Origin of the sequence: Gymnodinialimonas ulvae, assembly GCF_037543845.1 — a bacterium.
GTDB classification, from domain to species: Bacteria; Pseudomonadota; Alphaproteobacteria; order Rhodobacterales; family Rhodobacteraceae; genus Gymnodinialimonas; species Gymnodinialimonas ulvae.
Genome location: NZ_JBBIFX010000003.1, coordinates 487,181 through 506,207 on the forward strand (window position 1 = coordinate 487,181; position 19,027 = coordinate 506,207).

16 protein-coding genes are annotated in these 19,027 nt (G+C 60.2%); 7 read left to right on the forward strand and 9 right to left on the reverse strand.

Annotated elements, in window-relative coordinates; all coding sequences use genetic code 11:
* Nucleotides 1-120: 120 nt before the first annotated feature.
* From V8J83_RS16480 to V8J83_RS16490, 3 genes are all read right to left on the reverse strand, one after another.
* Nucleotides 121-1,224 (reverse strand): site-specific DNA-methyltransferase, encoded by a 1,104-nt coding sequence (locus V8J83_RS16480; RefSeq protein WP_339987529.1) that lies wholly within the window; start codon nt 1,222-1,224, stop codon nt 121-123.
* 108 nt (nt 1,225-1,332) lie between these two features.
* Complete coding sequence (gene rnhB / locus V8J83_RS16485) at nt 1,333-1,932, reverse strand: ribonuclease HII (RefSeq protein WP_339987531.1); 600 nt, start codon at nt 1,930-1,932, stop codon at nt 1,333-1,335.
* A gap of 134 nt (nt 1,933-2,066) precedes the next feature.
* Complete coding sequence (locus tag V8J83_RS16490) at nt 2,067-2,513, reverse strand: hypothetical protein (RefSeq protein ID WP_339987532.1); 447 nt, start codon at nt 2,511-2,513, stop codon at nt 2,067-2,069.
* Between the two features lie 812 nt (nt 2,514-3,325).
* On the opposite strand from V8J83_RS16490, the gene V8J83_RS16495 reads away from it, so the two are divergent.
* Both V8J83_RS16495 and V8J83_RS16500 read left to right on the forward strand, forming a co-directional pair.
* A complete protein-coding gene (locus V8J83_RS16495) occupies nt 3,326-4,048 on the forward strand; it encodes a winged helix-turn-helix domain-containing protein (RefSeq protein WP_339987533.1) in 723 nt (240 codons plus the stop codon).
* A 3-nt stretch (nt 4,049-4,051) separates the two neighbouring features.
* Nucleotides 4,052-4,972: an alpha/beta hydrolase gene (locus V8J83_RS16500; RefSeq protein WP_339987534.1), complete on the forward strand. Its 921-nt coding sequence runs from the start codon at nt 4,052-4,054 to the stop codon at nt 4,970-4,972.
* Nucleotides 4,973-5,050: 78 nt separating this feature from the next.
* Here the strand turns inward: V8J83_RS16500 and V8J83_RS16505 are convergent, their stop codons facing one another.
* The gene (locus V8J83_RS16505; protein WP_339987535.1) at nt 5,051-5,335 is read right to left on the reverse strand and encodes a hypothetical protein; all 285 of its coding nucleotides are present in this window, start codon (nt 5,333-5,335) and stop codon (nt 5,051-5,053) included.
* 164 nt (nt 5,336-5,499) lie between these two features.
* On the opposite strand from V8J83_RS16505, the gene V8J83_RS16510 reads away from it, so the two are divergent.
* On the forward strand, nt 5,500-6,675 hold the full coding sequence (locus V8J83_RS16510; protein ID WP_339987536.1) for a cupin domain-containing protein: 1,176 nt from the start codon (nt 5,500-5,502) through the stop codon (nt 6,673-6,675).
* Nucleotides 6,676-6,691: 16 nt separating this feature from the next.
* On the opposite strand, the gene V8J83_RS16515 is transcribed toward V8J83_RS16510, so the two are convergent.
* Genes V8J83_RS16515 through gpmI form a run of 5 tightly spaced genes read right to left on the reverse strand, consistent with a single transcriptional unit; the run spans nt 6,692 to nt 11,678 of the window.
* A complete protein-coding gene (locus tag V8J83_RS16515) occupies nt 6,692-7,183 on the reverse strand; it encodes a hypothetical protein (RefSeq protein ID WP_339987537.1) in 492 nt (163 codons plus the stop codon).
* A complete protein-coding gene (locus V8J83_RS16520) occupies nt 7,180-7,665 on the reverse strand; it encodes an RNA pyrophosphohydrolase (protein WP_339987538.1) in 486 nt (161 codons plus the stop codon). Before V8J83_RS16520 ends, V8J83_RS16515 begins: the two co-directional genes overlap by 4 nt.
* 3 nt (nt 7,666-7,668) lie before the next feature.
* Nucleotides 7,669-8,991: a S41 family peptidase gene (locus tag V8J83_RS16525; protein ID WP_339987539.1), complete on the reverse strand. Its 1,323-nt coding sequence runs from the start codon at nt 8,989-8,991 to the stop codon at nt 7,669-7,671.
* 39 nt (nt 8,992-9,030) lie between these two features.
* Entirely contained in the window at nt 9,031-10,158 is a 1,128-nt protein-coding gene (locus V8J83_RS16530) for a murein hydrolase activator EnvC family protein (RefSeq protein ID WP_339987695.1), read from the reverse strand.
* Nucleotides 10,158-11,678 carry a 2,3-bisphosphoglycerate-independent phosphoglycerate mutase gene (gene gpmI, locus V8J83_RS16535; protein ID WP_339987541.1) on the reverse strand — a complete coding sequence of 507 codons (1,521 nt, stop codon included), beginning with the start codon at nt 11,676-11,678 and terminating at the stop codon, nt 10,158-10,160. Before gpmI ends, V8J83_RS16530 begins: the two co-directional genes overlap by 1 nt.
* 109 nt (nt 11,679-11,787) lie before the next feature.
* Here gpmI and V8J83_RS16540 point away from each other — a divergent pair, with 109 nt between their 5' ends.
* The 4 genes from V8J83_RS16540 (at nt 11,788) to V8J83_RS16555 (ending at nt 19,026) form a co-directional block, all read left to right on the forward strand.
* Nucleotides 11,788-14,940, forward strand: coding sequence for a pre-peptidase C-terminal domain-containing protein (locus tag V8J83_RS16540; protein WP_339987542.1), 3,153 nt, complete (start codon nt 11,788-11,790; stop codon nt 14,938-14,940).
* Between the two features lie 83 nt (nt 14,941-15,023).
* Complete coding sequence (locus V8J83_RS16545) at nt 15,024-17,042, forward strand: glycosyltransferase family protein (protein WP_339987543.1); 2,019 nt, start codon at nt 15,024-15,026, stop codon at nt 17,040-17,042.
* Complete coding sequence (locus tag V8J83_RS16550; RefSeq protein ID WP_339987544.1) at nt 17,039-18,148, forward strand: hypothetical protein; 1,110 nt, start codon at nt 17,039-17,041, stop codon at nt 18,146-18,148. Before V8J83_RS16545 ends, V8J83_RS16550 begins: the two co-directional genes overlap by 4 nt.
* On the forward strand, nt 18,145-19,026 hold the full coding sequence (locus tag V8J83_RS16555; RefSeq protein ID WP_339987545.1) for a hypothetical protein: 882 nt from the start codon (nt 18,145-18,147) through the stop codon (nt 19,024-19,026). The genes V8J83_RS16550 and V8J83_RS16555 overlap by 4 nt, the downstream gene beginning before the upstream one ends.
* Nucleotide 19,027 lies beyond the last annotated feature (1 nt).

Here is a 19,027-nt window from a genome sequence, read left to right on the forward strand (position 1 = left end):
GCGTTAAACCGAAAAGACCCGCCGGACTGGGCCGGCGGGGTAAGTTGGCCCGCGCTTCACCTGACGGTTGCGCGGGCGGCAAGGTTCGGGACAGGGTGCCTTTGCGGCCCCCCGAATGCCTTACTGGGCCATTTCGGCCCGGATCTGTTGGCGAAGAACGTCGATTGAGACGGTTTTCCCATCACGCTTGAAGTGCCAGTAGGTCCAGCCATTGCACGACGGCGCACCCTCCAGCTCGGCTCCAACCTTGTGGATCGAACCCTTCACATCATCGGCGATCAACGTCCCATCCGCGCGCACTTTAGCCTGTTGGCCCCGCGCATTGCGCAGCATTTCACCCGGGCGCAGCATGCCGCGTTCAACCAGCTGGCCGAACGGCACGCGTGGCTCGGCGCGTTTGCTCTGAGTCACCTCAAGGGCGGATTTGTCGAATTTGCGCACTTTCGAAAGGCGCTTTTCGGCAACCTTGCGATATGCCTCTTCGCGTTCGATACCGATGAAATCGCGCCCAAGCATCTTCGCTACCGCGCCGGTCGTGCCAGTGCCGAAGAATGGGTCTAGGATCACATCGCCGGGCTTCGTCGCCCCGATCAAAACACGGTGCAGCAGCGCCTCAGGCTTCTGCGTCGGATGCGCCTTGTCACCGTTTTCATCTTTGAGCCGCTCGCCACCATTGCAGATCGGCAGAACCCAATCCGAGCGCATCTGAATGCCCTCGTTAAGTTCTTTGAGCGCTTCGTAGTTGAACGTGTATTTCGCGCCTTCCTCTTTCGAGGCCCAGATCATCGTTTCATGCGCATTGGTGAACCGCTTGCCACGGAAGTTCGGCATCGGGTTCGATTTGCGCCAGACGACATCGTTCAGGATCCAGAAGCCCTGTGTCTGAAGCTCGGAGCCCACACGGAAGATGTTGTGATAGCTGCCGATCACCCAGATCGCCCCATCAGGCTTGAGAAGACGTCGCGCCGCCGCAAGCCAAGCCCGCGTGAAGGCGTCATAGGCCTTGAAGCTGTCAAACTGATCCCACGCATCATCGACCGCGTCGACCTTGGTGTTGTTGGGGCGATGCAAATCGCCCTTCAGCTGAAGATTATAGGGCGGATCGGCGAAGATCAGGTCGATCGACGCCTCCGGCAACGACTGCATGATCTCGATGCAGTCACCCGCAAGAATGGAATTGAGCGGCAACGCATCCGTCGCCCCTGGCTTTGTCTTTGTTGTCATTTTCTGCCTCTGGTGGGCGCCTCTTATGGGCACTGTATGTCCACGGAATGCAGAATCGCCGACTTTTTCAGATCGGTCAATTTTGTTTCGAATCAGCCTCTTACGAATTTATCCGCACAACATCTTGTGGATAGGGGCAAAGCTGCGCCGGTGATGTTGGGTGACCCCTAGATCGTGTAGAGCGGCTGTGTGTTTCGCGGTGCCGTATCCCATATTCGTCTCCCAACCGTAACCGGGATGCATCACCGCAAGCTCCTTCATCAGGGTATCGCGCCGCACTTTCGCCACAATCGACGCCGCAGCGATGGAAACCGAGCGTCCGTCCCCCTTCACGACACATGTCGCAGGACACGGAAGGTCCGAGGGGATCGCATTGCCGTCGATCAACGCGTGATCTGGGGGCGTCGATAATCCGTTGATGGCGCGTCGCATGGCCAGGAACGTCGCCTGCCGGATGTTGAGCGCGTCGATCTCCTCCACGCTGGCCCATCCCAGCGCGACATCTGCGGCCGCTTCGATCTGAAGCGCCAGCGCATTCCGCCGCGCTTCGGTCAATTTCTTGGAATCGTTCAGGCCATCGGGGATATTCGCCGGGTTCAGGAGCACGGCGCACGCCGTGACCGGCCCGGCCCAAGGACCGCGCCCCACTTCGTCGATCCCGGCAATCTTGCCGCCGATTTCGGTTTCCAGGGAAAAGTCGGGTTTCATGGGCCATGCTCTGCGTCAAAGCAAAGGGCGACGCAACCGCATGGTCACGCCGCCCCTCTGCTCGGTCGGTCTTTGCCGCGCAGTATAGTCCGGCGGTCACGGATTGCCGTCGGACTGCGCCTCGGGATCAGGGTTCAGCCACGGGTCCAGCCGTTGTTGCGCAAGCAGCGGCCACCATAGATCGTCCGCTGCCCGCGTTCCGTCCAGACATGGCGCAGGCAGTTGGATGGCAACAAGCGCGGCGCGCTGGCGTGATTTTGCATGCAGCGATAGCGATAGCCACGGAAGTATCCATTGCCGTCACGGCCTTCGATGAAACAGCGCGATGGGGCAACACGGCGGTTGGTATGTTGCGGACGCGGGTTCTGCGTGATGGTCAGGTTACCACGCGCACCATCGTTGCGGTTTGCCTGGCTCAGACCATAAAGCAGCAACAGCCCGCCGAAGATCGCGGCCGCTTCCGCGCCTTGATTGCGATGGTTGTTCGCGGCGGCGGGGGTCGCGGAGGCGGTGATGCCGGTGGCGGCCAGAGTGATGGCCAGAGCGCCGGCGGTCAGGGTCTTGGAGAGATTGCGAAACATGTCTTGAAGTCCCTTGTTTCGGTTTCGAGGAGGGGTTGAGGTCTTGGGTCTTGGCGCACTCATTCGGCGCTTGTGGGACAACCCTCGCTGCGACGCAGACCGCCATGCAATTACGACCGCGCGCTATTGGATAACGGCAAAGCCCGCGGGCATTTGAGGGGCAATGGGTGATCATGAAATAGCAAAGCCAAGGTTCATGACACAGGCAGATCTACGCGCTCAAGCCAAGGTCCAAACGCGATTTTTTCTTGCGGAATCAAGGTGAACGAGAGATACGCAGTTCTTTGGTTGCAATGCCTCTGCGACGGAAATCGCAAGCCCGTTATGCCTTCATGGTACCAAGTCTACTCAGCTTCCGGAAAACGCGCGGCTGCGACCTGATCGACATGCCCGAACCTGCGCTCGCCCACGCGCTGCGGGGCCAGGCGCGCCGCTGCTATCGGATAACAGCGCCGCAATCGGACCGCCGTCATTGAATGACACGGCGCATCTGCCGCATCTTCCATCGTGAAGCTGCCCCCATCCAGCAAACAAACGAGCCCACGTAATGACCCGATTTTTCAAACCTCTCCTGGCCGCCGCCGCTCTTGCGGTCCTGACTGGCCCCCTCCATGCCGCGTGTTACGCAGACTATCGCGCAAGGATGGATAACCCTTTGCGTCTGCACTACGGTGTAATCGAAGTGCCTGAAAACGCATGTTCGGTTGGCGCCGCCGCTTCCATCGTCGCCAGTCGCCTTGCGTCGCAAGGTTGGACGTTGGTGAATGTGAGTTCGGTCTTTGACGAGTCCGGCCTCGCATCGAGGAGAGCGGATGCCGGAGAATACTACCTCCGTTTCTGACCCTAAGGTTTCCGTCGCAGACACGCGCGTTGCCTCTACACGTGTGGTGCAGCTTGGAATATTGGCGGTGGTCACGGTTCTCGTGGTCTCCGCCATTCTCTTGTTCATGAACCTGCCGGATGCGGATGCCTTCAACGAAGCGGTTGTGACCGTATTCGAGGTCAATGACGTCCGCGATCCCGACGCGATCAGCGTGCTGGAGGTCCTGGCGCAGACCGGCACCACTTTCTCCAAAGTTCTGGCAAGCTACCGCGCCGTGATTTTTGTGCTGCTGATCTTTGCCACCGCGCTTTTGGTGGCCTGTCTGGTATTCCTGATCACGATCATCACCCTCAACCGCCGGATCGGCGAGATTGAGCGTCAAGGCATTCAGGTGTCGTCCCTGATCCTGTCCCGCGAAGAGCGTGTCGTCCTGATCAACAATCTCGAATTCAAGCTGACCGACGCCGCTATGGAGACGCTGTCGGTTCTGGCAGAAGCGCGGCTTGATGACGACGTGCTGTCCGGTGCGCAGATCGAGGCGATGGTGTCCGGTAAATCCGAAACGGACGTGGATGAGGCCGCCGGTGCTACCCGCATCAAGCGTCTGCGCGACACACTTGGCAATCAGATGGTGTCCGAGCTTCTGGTCAAGAACATCGCGCGGCGGGGGTATATTCTCGCCATCGACAAAGACGTCATAAAGATGGTCTGACCCATGGCGCGCGCGCCTTATCCTGGTCTTGCGCCTGACCTTTGGGATCTGGTGGCCGAAATGGCAGCGGGTACGGACCCGGTGCCGGATCATCAGCGCCCGATAGAGGTCCTGCGCGCCGCAACGGCCCGCTTGGAGGCCAGGCTCGGGCCGCTACCGGAGGGTGTGGAAACCAACGATTGGACGATCCCGTGCAATGGCCGCGCCGTGCGCCTGCGCCATTACACGCGCCCCGATACGCGCGCGGAAACCCTGCTCTATTTCCATGGGGGCGGGTGGATGCTGGGGTCCATAGAAGGCCACGATCTTGTCTGCGCTGACCTTGTGCTGGAAACCGGGATGCACGTCGTCAGCATCGACTACGCTCTCGCTCCCGAACATCCCTACCCCGCCGCATTGCTTGAAGGTCGCGCCGCCATCGCGCACCTGCAAGACACGTTTTCGGCGGACATGCTTTGGCTCGGCGGCGATAGCGCCGGAGCGAACCTTGCCCTTGGATGTGCGCTCCAACTTCGCGACTTCGACCTGCCAATGCCCGCCGGTCTGTTCCTGATCTATCCAGCCACCGACCCTCGTTGCCGTGCGATGTCGCACACCCGCCGCGCAGATGCGCCGTATTTGTCCCATGCCATGATGCGTCGTTGCTGGAACACGTACCTCGGCGACACCGCCCAAGCGCCTTACGCGGCCACCGCTGACGCCGATCTTCATGGACTGCCGCAAGCAATCATTCTGACTGCTGAGCTTGACCCGTTGGTCGATGAAGGCGACGCCCTCGCCAAAGCCTTCGCTTCGCATACTGACGTCTGGCACGAACAAGCCAAAGGCCTGATCCACGGCTTCCTGCGCTTCCGCGAGAGCTCTCACAGGTCAGACGCCGCTTTTCGCCGCGCCGCCCGCGCCCTTGCGTCTCGCTGTCCCTAGTAGAAGACACGGCAACACATCCGCCAACGCGCTCTATCTTTGTTCTGATGATATGCCGAGGACATGCCCCCAGCCGCGTTAGCAATAGGGCGCGCCGCGCCCTTGGCCCGCGGCATCTGTGATGGCTCCGGTGTCCGCATCGGTCGCGCCGGTGGCGGTTCCGCCCGACCCGCGCGGACAAGATGCGGCATCCTCCCAAACGCCGTTATCGGCATCTGACGCGGCGGCCGCGGTCGGAATGATGGCAACTGCACCCGCAGCCCCGCCTGCCGCCATCAGCCCAAGAAATCCACGGCGCCCTTTCGGACGCACCGTGGAGATGTCGGCATCGGTCAGGGTCTTCTGTTTTTTCCCGCTGGACATCGCCAAAGCTCCCGGATGCGTGACATGCAATGTGACAATCAATGGCCGAGTGACCTGGTGCCGTCAACAAACAGACGTCCTGTTCCCGCGAGAGCGTTGAACCGGCGTGGCGGGCGTGGTCTGTCTGATGCAGATCCGACCACCCTAGAAACCGGGCGCCCCGTATGAGCGAGCCATTGTCTTTCGATTGGGCCATCGCGCCAGAAACGCCAGAGCGCTTTTTCGCCGAGTATTTCGAGAAAGCGCCGATGCGCGTGAGCCGGGGCCAGCCGGGCTATTTCGCCGACTTACTTAGCTATGCAGAAGTCGATTGGGTGATCTCGACCATGGGGTTGAGCCATCCCGAGATCAACGTGACGCGGTCCGACGGCAATATCACCTCAGCCGATTTCACGACCGACACTGGGCGGATCGACCCGGTGCGCGTGACCCAGCTTTTCGCGGATGGGGCGACGGTCATTCTTGCCGGGCTTCAGGACCGGCTGCCGCACCTCGCACGCTACTGCCGTGCCGTGGAAGCTGTGATATCGGCACGGGTGCAGGCCAATGTCTACATGACGCCGCCAGGCAACATGGGCCTTCGCCCGCATTACGACAGCCATGATGTGATCGTCCTTCAGGTCGCAGGGTCAAAGGAATGGCGTATATACGGCACGCCGGTGGAACTGCCGCTTCGAGATCAGGCATTCGAGCGCGACATGGATATGGGCGACGAGGTGCAGCGTTTCGTGCTGGAGCCCGGCGATACGCTCTATGTCCCACGTGGCGTGGCGCATGACGCGGTCGCCACGGATGACACTTCGCTCCACATTACAACCGGCTTGATGGTGCGCACTTGGACGGATGTCCTGATCGAGGCGGTCATCGCCAAAGCGCACCGTATGCCAGAGATGCGCCGCGCCCTGCCGCCCGGTTTCGCCAATCACGGCGCAGATCTGGGCGCGCATGATGAGACCCTGAGGTATCTGCTCGGCTTGCTGGAGGATGCGCCGGTCGACAAGTTACTCCATCGGTTCCGCGAAGATTTCGTGACCGCGCGCGCGCCCCACATCGACGGACAGATGGCGCAGCTCGCCGCTCTTGATACGCTTACGATGGACAGCCGCGTTGGGGTGCGATCCCACCTGATATTCATGATCCAGCCCGTAGCAGATGACAAGGTCCGCCTGACTTGTCAGGGCGCCGAAATAGCGATGCCCGCTTTCGCAACCTCCGCGATGGAATTTTGCCTTACCACACCGGATTTCCGCGTGCGTGATATGCCGGGTGACCTGGACGCAGCGGGGCGGCTGGTTCTGGTCAAACGTCTGGTTCGGGAAGGCCTGATGCAGCTTCACTGATCAGGCCGCGCGCCGGTCACCAAGCCCCCGGACAGGTGCCTTGATGACATGCGATCACTTCCTGCAGCAGGCCCGGATGCGCATCCGCGAAGACGTTCCCGGGGCAGGCCTCCTCATCCAACACATAGCCGCCATTGACCTGCCGGAAGAAGAACATCCCATAATTAACGTCCTGCGCCGCGCCGCACCAGGCCGCCACGCAGGTCACGTTGACCGTCACCGGAAGGACGCGCGTATTGTCAAACGTAGCCCCCGTGAATAGCGCACCGTCGAATTGCGCAGGCTGCGTATAGCCGACCATCTGGTTAATATCACCGCCCTGCGCGACCGCCCCCTCCGGCGGATTGCTTGGACCGATCAGGTTCAGCGATCCCACCCCAATCACATAATTCTCGGGGCTCTCGGCCGCGAATGTATAGGTCTGGGCCACACTGGGCGCGATGCATGACAACGCATTCACCGGACCGGCGGCAGCAAGGGCAAGCACCACGGCAACCGAACGGATCATAGGCCAAACTCCTTGAAGACAGCTTCATATATATCACGTTTGAACGGAACAATCGCCGTTAGGATTTCGTGAGCTGTCATCCAGCGCCAAGCGCTGAACTCTTCGTCCTTGTGGGTCAGGTTGATTACATCATCAGGCGCATCCAACTGAAATTGCGCCCACATCTGTTTCTGTCCCCGGAACCGCCCGCCCCACCGGTTCGCGATCACCTCCGGCGGCAGTTCATAGCGGAGCCAATCCGCCGTCTCGCGCACAAACGTCACATGCGCAAGGCCGACGCCGGTTTCTTCCTCCAACTCCCGATAGGCCGCGTCCAACGGCGTTTCGCCCGCGTCCACACCGCCTTGCGGCATCTGCCACGCGGGGGTTTCCATATCCGCACGTTGCCCGGCAAAAATACGCCCCTGCGCGTTGGTCAGAACGACCCCCACGCAAGGGCGATACGGAAGCTTTGCAATCGCTTCAGGGGTCAATTCGACCAAACCTCAGTTCGGCCCCAACGCGTTCAAGCCCGTGAGAATGTCGATTGCATAGGCCAGCTGGTAATCCTCGTTCCGAAGCGTGGCGGTCGCCTCGGCGGCCTCGCGCTCTTCTTCCAGAAGGTTCAGCTCATCCTCGGTCAGCGACGAGTTCTCGATCGCACCACGCAGACCCGCTTCGGTCCGGCCGGGACGATCTTCGTCTTCTTCGACCTCAATCGGATCCCGCTGTTCCACGATGATATCGGGGGCCACACCCAGTGCCTGGATCGAGCGCCCGGACGGCGTGTAATAAAGCGATGTGGTCAACCGCATCGCGCCATCCCCGGCCAGCGGCATGACCGACTGAACCGAGCCTTTGCCAAAGCTCTGCGTGCCCACGACCACCGCGCGGCGATGATCCTGCAGCGCGCCCGCCACGATTTCGGACGCCGATGCAGACCCGCCATTGATCAAGACGACCATCGGCAAGCCTTCGATCATATCGCCGGGCGTGGCGTTGTAGCGCTCGCCATCCTGCGGCTCGCGCCCGCGGGTCGAGACGATCTCGCCCTGCTCCAGGAACGCATCGCTGACGCGGATGGCTTGGCTCAGAAGGCCGCCGGGATTGTTGCGCAAGTCCAGAACGACACCGTTCATGTTCTCCAAACCGCCGACTTCTTCGATCAACTCCGACAAGCCTTCCCGCAGGTTGGGGAAGGTCTGATCGCTGAAGGTCGACACCCGCAGAATGGCCGTGTTGCCTTCCAGCCGTGACCGCACCGCGGTCAATTGGATCCGGTCCCGCGTGATGGTGATGTCGAAGGGCTCGTCCGCGCCTTCACGCACCACGGTGATGATGATGTCGCTGCCCACAGGCCCCCGCATCAGATCCACCGCTTCTTCCAGCGTCAGACCCAAAAGCGCCTCGCCATCGACATGGGTGATGAAATCACCCGCCTCGACACCGGCTTCCATGGCCGGGGTATCATCCATCGGCGTAATGACGCGCACGAAGCCATCTTCCTGCGTCACTTCGATCCCAAGTCCACCGAATTCGCCGCGGGTCTGCACCTGCATATCCTCGAAATCGCTGGCCGAGATGTAGCTGGAATGCGGATCAAGCGAGACGAGCATCCCGTTGATCGCCGCTTCGATCAGGTCCGCCTCGTCGACCTCTTCAACGTAGTTCTCACGGATCCGCTCGAAAATGTCACCGAACAGATCAAGCTGTTCATAGACCGAGCTATTGTTGGCCGCCTCCTGCGCCAAAAGTGGGCCCGCGATTTGCGTACTGACCAGCACGCCCCCCGCAATACCGCCCACGGCGGCCATCATCAGCTTGTTCATCGCGCGTCGTCCTTCCTCATCAACTGCCGTCGCGGGGGCCTAGTTTGCGGCGAACCAATCCAAAGGATCCACCGGGCGCCCGCCCTGTCTCAGTTCCATATAAAGCGTTTCCGTCAGCCCGGCGCCACCGCCTTGCGCTTCGGATACGATCAAATCCGTCTCGTCTTCGCCGGTTTGGCCCGGCATCAGCCCTAAAGGTGCACCGTCTGGTACCAATTCACCAGCGCTGACAAACAGATCACCAGCGCCCGCGATAATGAGAAGATAATCCGCATCCGGCTCCAGAATAATGACATTTCCGTAATCCAGCAGCGGACCGGCATATCGGACCGATGCGGGCCACGGCGCCGTCAGAAGCGAGCGCGGCTCAACCGCATAAAGCACACCCGGTCGCGCAATGCCCGCAGCATCCGCTTCTTCGAATCGCCGCAGCAAGGCCCCGGATGCCGGCAAATCCAAGGTGCCCCGCGCGCTTGCGAAATTCGGCAGGCCCTCGGTCGTTCCGGCCGTCGTCTCGCCCAGGGTGGTTGCGAAACTGGCCAGGCTATCAATGCTACCAACCAATTGCGCCATGGCCGCCCCATCGAGGTCAAAGCGCTCGGGCAGGTCGACCCGATCCGCAATCGCCTGGCTCAGGGCGGTGCGCGCTTCCTGCACGCCTTGCACCGCGCCTTCCAACTCCGCAATCGCCCCATCCTGCAACGCCCGCATGACCGTAAGCTCTTCCAGTTGATCCCCCAACGCCGCCGCTTCGCGCGCGACCGCAGGCGCAACATCGGCCACGATCATCCCCAGTCGTGCCGTGCCTAACGGTCCCTCCGGGTGCAAAAGCGTCGCGGGCTCCGGCGCCTCCTCGATCCGTTGCAACACGCCCAAGAGCTGCGCCAAGCGCGCCCGCTCTGCCTCGAATCTCAAAAGGATCGTCTGTTCTTGCAAGGCAGCCTCGCGGATACCGGCCCGCAACGCATGAAGCCCATGTTCATAGGCCCGCACCGTCGTGGTCAACGCCTCCACCCGATCTCGCGACGTCTCGGCCTCCCGCAGACCAGTGGCCGCATCCTCCAGCAACCGCGTCGCCTCGCGCGCTGTTTCAGCCGGATCGGTCTGCGCAACACCCGGCGCAGCTGCGAGGAGGGCTGACAGCCCGAGGAGCGCCGCGCGCAGGATCATGCGATCAAGTTCTCCCCGGTCATCTCCGCAGGTTTCTCCAGCCCCATCAATTGCAACAGGGAAGGCGCAAGATCGGCCAAACGTCCATCCCGCAACTGCGCACCGTTCGGCCCACCAACCAGCACCACCGGCACCAGGTTCGTGGTATGCGCCGTGTGCGGCCCGCCGGTGTCGGGATCAACCATCATCTCGCAATTGCCGTGATCCGCGCAGACAATCATCGCACCGCCAACCTCTTCCAACGCCGAAATCGCTTCGCCAAGCCCCGCATCCACCGCTTCACAGGCCGCAATCGCCGCCTGCAAATCGCCGGTATGGCCAACCATGTCGGGGTTTGCGTAGTTAACGACGATCAAATCGTAGCCAGCGCGGATGGCGTCCACGAATTGCGCGGTCACCTCCCCCGCGCTCATTTCCGGCTGCATGTCATAGGTGGCGACATTCGGCGATTTCGGCATCGACCGATCCTCTCCCATCTCCGGCACCTCGACACCGCCGTTCAGGAAGAAGGTCACGTGTGGGTATTTCTCGGTCTCTGCCAAGCGGAACTGCCACAGACCTGCTTTTGCCACCCATTCCCCCAGTGTATTCGCGATGTCCTGCTTCGGGAACACCGTGCTCATATATGCGTCGTGTGCCTTCGAATAATCGACCATCCCGAGCTTGCTCGCCAGATCGGGTCGACCGAACGTGTCAAACGCATCGAAATCCGGATCGCCAATGGCAGCCAGTATCTCGCGGGCCCGGTCGGCGCGGTAATTCAGCATGAAGATCCCGTCACCATCCTGCATACCGGCATAGTCCGCAATCACGCTGGGTGGTACGAATTCATCCGTCTTGCCGGCGTCATAAGAGGCCTGCACCGCTTCAATCGGGGTCTCGTACGGATCCCCTCCACCAAGCACCATCGCGCCATAGGCTTTCTGCACCCGGTCCCAGCGGTTGTCGCGGTCCATGGCAAAGTAGCGGCCCAAAACCGTGCCAATCTGCACACCGTTCGGCAGGCGGGTCATCAAGCCCTCGACGAAGTCTTTGGCTGATTTCGGGGCAACGTCGCGTCCGTCGGTGATTGCGTGAATGACAACAGGTACCCCGGCACTGGCAAGGAACTCGACCGCGGCTTCCAGATGCGTCAGCTGCGAATGCACTCCGCCATCGCTGACCAACCCCATCAGATGCGCTGTGCCGCCGGTTGATTTCAAAGTCTCGATGAACTCGGTCAAGGCGGGGCGTGTCGCAAACGCGCCTTCCGCAATCGCGTCGTTGATCTCGACCAGATCCATCTTCACGACCCGGCCTGCGCCGATATTCGTGTGGCCGACTTCGGAATTGCCCATCTGTCCATCCGGAAGCCCAACATCGCGACCATGGGTCAGAAGCGTCGCATGCGGACAGGTCGACAAAAGCCGATCCATGTTGGGCGTCTTGGCCAGCAAGGGCGCATTGTCGGCCTCCGTCTGACCGATCCCCCAGCCGTCCAAAATGCATAAAACCACTGGTTTTGGAGTGTTTGCCATCTGTCGCGCGCTCTTTCCTACCGATCCGTTTCGATGGCTATCAGCCTTTGAGACAAGAGACAAAGTCTTGCCACATTTCCGCCCGCTTTCCGCCGCGCCAGAAATCTTGATGGAACGCACCCCTCTGATTGCCGCGACAAAAGCTGGAAATCCAATGTGTACGATCTGCACCGCGTTCCGCCCCCAGGACAAAGAATGCTCCTACGAAAGGCTGATGCCGGATGAGATCGCGCAGGGTGTACCTGCGATGGACTTCACCGCCATCCCAATGGGGGAGACGGGGTACACCACGTTCGCCCCGACCGATGGCTCCGGTGTCGAACAGGCAAGTGTTGATGCCACCAATGGCGCGACAACGGCCTATTTCATCGGCGCAGAAGACACATTCGATGGTGAGATTTCGGTGGCCGGGGACCGCGACTGGGTCGCGATCGATCTGACGGCGGGTGAGATTTACTCCTTTTCGGTCACGGGCCGCACCGGCAATGCGCTCGACGACAGCTTCCTCCGGCTGCGAAACAGTGACGGGACCGTCATTGCCATCAACGATGACGGCGGCGACGGCTTCGACGCCATGTTAAACTTCCAAGCGGCTGAGACCGGAACCTATTACCTCGACGTGGGCGCATTTATCAGCACCAACAGCAACAGCGAGTGGATGACCGGCGGCTATCGTCTCACCACGGACATCCTGACCCCAACGAAAACGCTCGCCACATACGATGCCTTGGCCGACTACCTGACTGATGGCTTCTGGCAAGACAAAGGTGCTGTAGGACATAGCTTCGACACCAGCAGCAGCAACGTGATCACCGTCGACATCGACGCCCTCGACGCCAATGGACAAAAACTCGCGCTTTGGGCGCTGCAAGCCTTTGAATTGGTGATCGACGTGGAATTCGATGTCGTTGCGTCCGGCGCCAAGATCACCTTCGACGATGAAGAGAACGGCGCCTTCGCCAGCTACACCTCGGCCTGGAACAACGCCTCGGTGACGGCGTCTGCGACGGTCAATGTCCACAAGAGCTGGGTCACGTCAGGGAAAGACGACATCAACGATTACGGGTTCCAGACGTATCTCCATGAAATCGGCCACGCCTTGGGCCTCGGCCATCAGGGCGACTACAACGGATCGGCCAGCTTCGGGCTCAGCAACACCGGAGATGCCAACACGAATACGTTTCTGAACGACAGCTGGCTCAGCTCGGTCATGTCGTATTTCAACCAGAACGAAAATCCCTTCACCGGCTCGACAGTGTCGTCGATCCTGACCCCGATGATGGTCGATATCATCGCTCTTCAGAACCTCTATGGCGCGGCGGATGGCAGCTCCAGCCCGACAACCGGCAATACGATCTACGGCGCGGGCCACACTTTCGCGAATGCCTATGCCGGGTCGGACCTCAACACCAACGGAAGCTACCTCGCGGCCCTGTTCGATTACCTAGAATTCGGCACGGACCCCGATGGATTGTTCGACACGTCCTCCATCGCCTTTTCGATCAGCGATGTCGGCGGAACGGACTTGATCGACTTTTCTTTCGATACGTCCGACCAGTTCGTCTCACTTGTGGCTGAGACGCTGTCGACGGTCGTGAATCCCTATGGTGCAGGCCACAACGACAACATGTGGATCGCGCGCGGCTCTGTGATCGAACACTTCACCGCTGGAAGCGGCAACGACTCCGTCGATGGCAATGCCGTCGGCAATGAGATCAAAGGTAATGACGGATCCGACACATTGCGTGGCGCTGAAGGTGCTGACACGCTTCTGGGCGGTGAAGGCAGTGATTTGCTAGATGGTGCAACCGACGGTGATCTGCTGAATGGCAACGCAGGTGACGATACACTCGAAGGCGGCGCGGGTGCGGATACGCTGGTGGGTGGCACCGGGCAGGACATTCTGCTTGGTGGCCTGAGCACCGACATCCTGATCGGCGAAGGCGGCAACGACAGCATGGATGGCGGAGCCGAAGATGACATCTACTACGTCGAGACCGGGGACGTCGTAACAGACAGCGGTGCAATGGGCTACGACCTGGCGCAGATCGTGGTGACAACCGGACAGAACCTCGACCTAAGCGGCTGGTCCGGTGTGGAACGCATCGAAGGCTATACCGGCGATGACACGATCGACGCGACCGGGCAGCAGACCCAGATCCTGATCTGGGGTCACGACGGTAACGACGTGATCACAGGTGGCGAGGGCAACGACATCCTGCTTGGTGGTGATGGCAATGATCGTCTGTCCGGCGGCGCCGGAAACGACACGATCATGGGTGAAGTTGGAAACGACACTATGGACGGCGGGGCCGGGAATGACGTTTTCTACATCGACGGCGCGGGCGACAGCATCTCGGACGGCGGGGCCGATTACGACGTCGCCACATTAACCAACGCCGCGGGCGCGGCGCTATCAGTTGGCGGATGGACCTCGGTTGAACGGATCGAAGGTTTCACCGGGAACGATACGATCGACGCAACAGGGGCCACCGAAACGCGCTTTCTGTGGGGCAATGCAGGCGACGATCAGATCACCGGCGGCTCCGGTGACGACATCCTTCTTGGCGGAGATGATGACGATCTGCTGCGAGGCGGGGCTGGCGCGGATACGATGCAGGGCGGCACCGGAAATGACACGTTCCATGGCGGTGACGGCGCCGATGACTTCTACATCGGCGAAAGTGGCGACGTGGTGGCAGATGGTGGCGACGGGTACGATACCGCCATCCTGAATACGGCCAGCGGCGTGGAAACTGCCATCGGCACCTGGATCAGCGTCGAACGGGTCGAAGGGTTTACCGGGAACGACACCATCGACGCAACTGGCTCAAGCGCAGGCTTCGTGATCACCGGTGGCACCGGCAATGACCGTATCATCGGCGGCGCGGGAAACGACACGGTCTATGCGGATGGCGATGATGACGATGTCTTCGGCGGCGCAGGCGATGATGCCCTGATCGGCGGCGCAGGAAACGATACCATTCAAGGTGGGGGCGGCAAGGATTTCTTGATGGGCAACTCCGGCGCGGACAGTTTCGTGTTCGGAGATGATTGGGGGGAAGATGTCGTCTCCGACTTCGCCGCTGGAACGGACGTTTTGGACCTTGCAAACGTGGGAAATGCCTCATGCATCAACGATTTGTCGATCTCAACAGATGGGACGCACACGTTCGTGTCGCTCGTTATCGGCGGCGGAGACCTGATAACTTTGGCCAACTTTAACGGAGTTTTGACCGAATCCGATTTTAACTTCGTTTGAAGCAAGCGGGATAACCCGCGCAGCACGCGAGGGTAGCCGGGGCCGAGGTGTCCCCACCCGCAACAGACGAAGGACATTCGAGCATGCAGACGTTGGTCGAAATGGGTCGCGGTATCGTTGACCGTATCCTCCACAGATCCGCAATTCAGGCCGCTGATCTCGCGCGGATGCGGCCGGATTTCGACACCGACTTCTACCTTGCCCAATTCTCCGACGGCGAACTGCTTTCCGATCCCCTGTATCATTACATGCGCACCGGCTGGAAAGACGGGCTGGATCCAAACGCCGAATTTTCAACCTCCGCCTATCTGGATATGCATCTCGACGTCGCCGACGCCGAAATGAACCCGTTTCTCCATTACCTGACTTTCGGTCGGGAGGAAGGCCGGGAAGTCGCAGCATCCAAGATTGCTCATCTCATCGTTGAGACTGCACCTTCCGCGACGCTCGACCCAGACGAGCAGCTTGTCGCGGATGCGGACGAAATAGCGGATGAGATTGATTTCCCGTTCTATCGCGCAACGAGCGGGCGAGAGTTCGTGGACGCCAAAGCCGCCGCGCGACACTACCTGCAAATCGGCTGGGAACAGGGGTTGGACCCCACACCGCATTTCTCAACCCGCACCTACCTCAGCCATTATCCCGATATTGCAGATGCCAACATCCCGCCGTTCCTGCACTACGTTCGGGCCGGCCGGACCGAAGGTCGCTTAGCGCAGGACAAGGCCGAAGATGTTGCGCGCACCCTCGCAGCCGCCCCGACACTTGAAAGCATCGAAGGCGATTGGCTGTTCGCCCACCCCGAACGCACGCCACTGCAACGCGAGTTGGGGGCCCAACAATTGCTTTCTGCACTCAAGGGCACGGACGAGAATCTCGTTTTCGCTTTCACCCATGATGATTTCCTGAAGGTACGTGGCGGCATTCAGCTGTGTGTCGGGAAAGAGATGCAAATCGCCACCGAACGTGCCGTGGGATATGTCGCGCTCCATCCGGCCCGTCCCCGGCCACGGCTGGCACCAGTCGGCGAAAATCCCGTGCTTTTCGCCACGATCGCCGGAACCCGAATCGGGCCGCTTCATTTCGACAGCATCCTTGACGTGGCCCGTCGCTTCCGCAACAGCCGCAAGATCGACATCGTACTGCACGCGTTGTTGGGCCATTCGCCGGAAGACATCGCAGCCCTTGCCAAAACCTCAGGCACGGAGCGGTTGACGGCGTGGTTGCATGACCAGTTCTTCCTGTGTCCAAGTTTCGCTTTGCAAAGCAACCTGGTACGGCAATGCAACGGCCCGGAACCCGCTTCCGCAGCATGCCGTATGTGTCTCTTTGGGGAAGAGCGTGAAGACCATCTGCGCCGCCTCCGGGCACTGGTGCAGATGATCCCGACCCAGGCCATCGCTCCATCGAAACCCGCCGCCGATATCGTTTTTGCAAAGGGGGACCTCCCCTTCGAGCGCTTCGAGATCGTCCCCCACGACAGCTTGTCAGAAGGTCCGGCAATTACGTCGCCTCGTTCCGGGCCAGCGACGATCGCCTTTATTGGGGCGCCCGCGCGTCACAAGGGGTATCCTGTGTTTCGCGATATTGCCCGCCGCAACCTCGGGCGCGAAGACGTTCGTTTCCTTTATTTCGGCGCTCCGACCCATCGCGAACCCGGCATTCCCACCATCCCGGTACATGTCACGGCGCATAATCCAACGGCCATGGTCGATGCGCTGAAACGCGAGAAAGTCGACTTCGTCCTTCATTGGGCCCAATTTGTTGAAACCTATTCCTTCGCCACAATCGAAGCGCTGCAGGCCGGAGCCCACGTGATTACGCATCCCGGCAGCGGGAATGTCGCGGCCATAGTGGAACATACCGGACGCGGGCAAATCTTGGACGACACAAAAAGCCTCGACACATTTCTTGAGCGCAAGTCGCTGGCCAAGGCCACCCGCGCGCGACGCAGAAAGCAGCCGTCCTTGATCGCCAAGCCAAGCGACTTCAGCTTCGCCGTGATTGACCACCCGCTGGTGAACTCCGCTTCGAAAAAAGCTTCAAGCGGTGTCGCCGCGAAACCAACACGGACAGTGAAGAAAGTGCGGGCTGCATCATGACCATCTACGCGTTTTCTTCTTTCACTTACTCCTACCTGGACCGCGCCAGAGTGCTTGCGCGCACTTTGCGACGTGTCCATCCAGATTGGCATATCTGCGCGGTGGTTTCCGATCTGCCCCCTGCGGGTACGTCACAATCAGACCTCTTGGCCGAATTCGACAGCATACTGATCGCCGAAGACTTACTACGTGATGAAATGGGCAAACGCTTCCAAAGTTGGATGTTCTGCCACAACATTGTCGAAGCCTGCACTGCCGTCAAAGGACGAGCCATGGCGCATTTGCTCGACCACCACGACGCGGAAAAGGTGCTTTTCTTCGACCCTGATATTGCCATCTTCGATACGCTCGCACCCTTAACAGACGCGCTCGATACAGCGGAGATACTTCTTACACCGCACCAGCTCGACCCCGAACCACGTGAAAATGCCGTCGCCATAGGCGACAATGAGATCGCGTCACTGAAATGGGGCGCCTACAACCTAGGTTTTGTTGGCGTAACAAACAGGCCAGATGGCGAAGGCCGACGTTTTGCGAGATGGTGGGGCGATCGGCTTCTGGACTGGTGTCAGGACAATCTGCCGAAAGGTCTGTTCACCGATCAAAAGTGGTGTGATTTGGTTCCCAGCTTCTTTGATGACGTCCGCGTTTTGCGGGATCCTGGTTGCAACGTTGCCAGTTGGAACCTGTCGCAAAGGCACCTATCGTTCACCGAAGCAGGCGACATTACGGTCAATGCCGCGCCACTTCGTTTCTTTCACTTCACCAAACTTGGCCCGGTTGGTGATCAGATGACGCGCCGTTATGCCCACAACAATCCCGAGGTTCTGGAAATCTGGGCCTGGTATAAACGGGCGGTAGCGCGCGCTCGTGCGCCCGAAGTGCCGGAGCGCTACTGGCACTACGGACAATTCAGCAATCGCCGCCGCATCCCGGGTGCCGTTCGAACCCTTTACCGTGATCGTGCCGACCTGCGTACAGCGTTCAGCGATCCTTTTGACGTCGAGAATGGCTTCTTTGACTGGCTCATCGCTGAAGGCCATCTTACAAATGAGGCCTCAACACCGGAAGTCGCTGCTCCGACCCAGCACGAGACAACGCTGTGACAGAGATCTACGGTGTCGTTTTCCAGATGGGAAAGGTTGCCAGCACGGCGATCACCCGGGCGCTTGGAACCCTGCGAACGGTGGAGGCCGCCCATTGCCACTTTCTGGGCGAGGATGCGCTGCGTAAGGTGCTCCGCGTCGCTCTGAACCCGGCGAATGCAGATTATTTCTTCAAGCATCAGATGGGTCAGATGACCGAGAACGCCGCCATCACCCGCGCGATAAATCGAATCCGAGCGGGAAATGATCCGCGGCGCCTAGTGGTTCTGTCGCTCACCCGCGACCCCTTCACCTGGTTTCGATCCAGCGTCTTGCAGGACATCGGCGGTTACGCAGACTTGCTCTGCGATTTGGCGCCTCACGATGCGACGGCCAACCGCGACGCGCAGCTGCGGCTGGGACTGACCCATTTCATTGGACAGATGGAACAACATCTATTTGATTTTGCGTCCGTCGAAAGCTGTCTCGACGCCAGCCGGTCCGGTGATCCGGATCGTATGGGCCGGGCGCGTTACTGGCCGCACCAGCAACGTCAATTACTTCTCTCCGCATTGCGCCCGGCAGATTGGTTCAACCAGCATTACCGGATGGGGCTTGGCTTGGATCTTGGCACGTTCAAAAAAGATGGCCCGCTTTGGCACTCTGCAGATGGAAATGCTCAATTCGGCATCATACGTTATGAGGATCTCGATACTGCGTTCCCTGTGTTTTGCGACTGGGCAATCGGCCAAACTCCACGTCTCCCGGTGGCCAACGAAAGCGGCCGCAAACCGTACTCCAACGCCATCGCCGCTGCCTTCGCCACACCGGAAGCCGCCCGGCTACAATCGGCTTTGAAACGGTCCAACTATGCAAGCCAGTTTGGGTATGCTGCCTGAC